The organism is Amycolatopsis sp. NPDC004378 (genome assembly GCF_053602455.1).
Genome location: NZ_JBSGDR010000062.1, coordinates 1 through 1,451 on the forward strand (window position 1 = coordinate 1; position 1,451 = coordinate 1,451).

Below are 1,451 nucleotides of genomic sequence, written 5' to 3' on the forward strand. Positions count from 1 at the left end.
GGGGGGTGTCCCTATCTGGTTGTCAAGCCGCGGCGGGGGCTGGTTGGGGGTGTCGGTAGTGGGTGCCGTTGCGGAGCATGGCGTAGATGACGTCGCAGCGGCGCCGGGCCAGGCAGATCAGCGCGGCGTTGTGCTTCTTGCCCTCGGCCCTTTTCCGGTCGTAATAGGCCCGGCTGGTCGGATCCGCCAGGGCAGCGAAGGCGGCGAGGAAGAAGGCGCGTTTGAGCTGGCGATTGCCGGTCCTCGCGGGATGCTCGCCCTTGACGGACGTGCCGGAGGCGCGGGTGACCGGGGCGATGCCGGCGTAGGCGGCCAAGTGCCCGGAGCTGGCGAAGTGGGAGGCGTCGCCGACCTCGAGCAGGATGCGAGCGGCGGTCCTGACCCCGATGCCGGGCATCGAAGTCAGGACCCCGGCAAGAGGGTGCGCATCAAGTATCCCCTCCACCTGCTCAGCAACCTGTTTCCGTTGCAGGAGAATCGCTTTCAAGCTGTCGGCCAACCGCGGCAAGACCGTGTCCGCAGCGGCGGTGCCCGGGACCGTGACCGTCTGCTCGCCGAGGGCGGCCATGATCGCCTCGACCAGCTCGTCGCCGAGGCGGGGCGCGTGGACCTTGGCGATGGCGGTGAGTTTGCGGCGGCCGGCTTTGGCGATGCCGGCCGGGCCGCCGCAGCGGGAGAGGATTTCCAGCACCGCGGGGTGGCTGATCCGTGGTCCGATCGCGTGCTCCAGAGCAGGGTGAATGCCGGTGAGCAGGCCGCGGATGCGGTTGCTGATCCGGGTGGCCTCGCCGGCGAGGTCGTCGTCGAACCCGACCAGCACTTCCAGCTCGGCCAGGGCCTCGTCGCCGACGTCGACCGGGCGCAGGGTGTGGGGCAGGGAGCGGGCGGCGTCGGCGATGACGAACGCGTCCCGGGCGTCGGTCTTGGCCCGGCCCGGGTAGAGGTCGGCGATGCGGCGCATCGCCAGACCAGGCAGATAGGCCACCTGATGCCCCGCTGCGCGGGCGACCGCGACCGGCAACGCCCCGATCGTGGCCGGTTGGTCGACCACCACCAGCAGCGGCCCATGCTCGGCGAGCTTGTCGAACAGGGCTTTCAGCTTGGGTTCGGTGTTGGGCAGCGGGCCGTCATGCAGTCGCTTGCCGTCCGGGTCGAGACCGACCGCGTGGTGGGCTTCCTTGCCCACGTCCAGGCCGAGGAACACGCTGAAGCTGCTCATCACCATGCCGTTCGTTCGCCGCGACGTGGTCACCGGTCGAGCATCGAGTGCCGGCACCCACGTTACGACGAGACCTACCAAGCGGTGGCCGTGTCCCTATTCAGCGGTCCCTCGATGCCACCAGACCCGGTGACACCACCCCCCGGATCATGGGTTCGACTGGGGGCGCAAATCATGCCGGGCCTGGTGACCACAGCTCCTTGATCAGGAACTACGAAAACGGTAACGGGGG

At 69.3% G+C, this 1,451-nt stretch carries 1 protein-coding gene; it reads right to left on the reverse strand.

Going from position 1 to position 1,451, the window contains the following annotated elements:
* Positions 1 to 22 precede the first annotated feature (22 nt).
* A complete protein-coding gene (locus tag ACWEN0_RS49990; protein WP_451988806.1) occupies positions 23 to 1,225 on the reverse strand; it encodes an IS110 family transposase in 1,203 nt (400 codons plus the stop codon).
* Between the last annotated feature and the right edge of the window lie 226 nt (positions 1,226 to 1,451).

What these genes read in the sequence shown, in the direction of transcription:
- ACWEN0_RS49990 (WP_451988806.1), bottom strand. Translation starts at nt 1,225, where the DNA reads ATGGTGATGAGCAGCTTCAGCGTGTTCCTCGGCCTGGACGTGGGCAAG.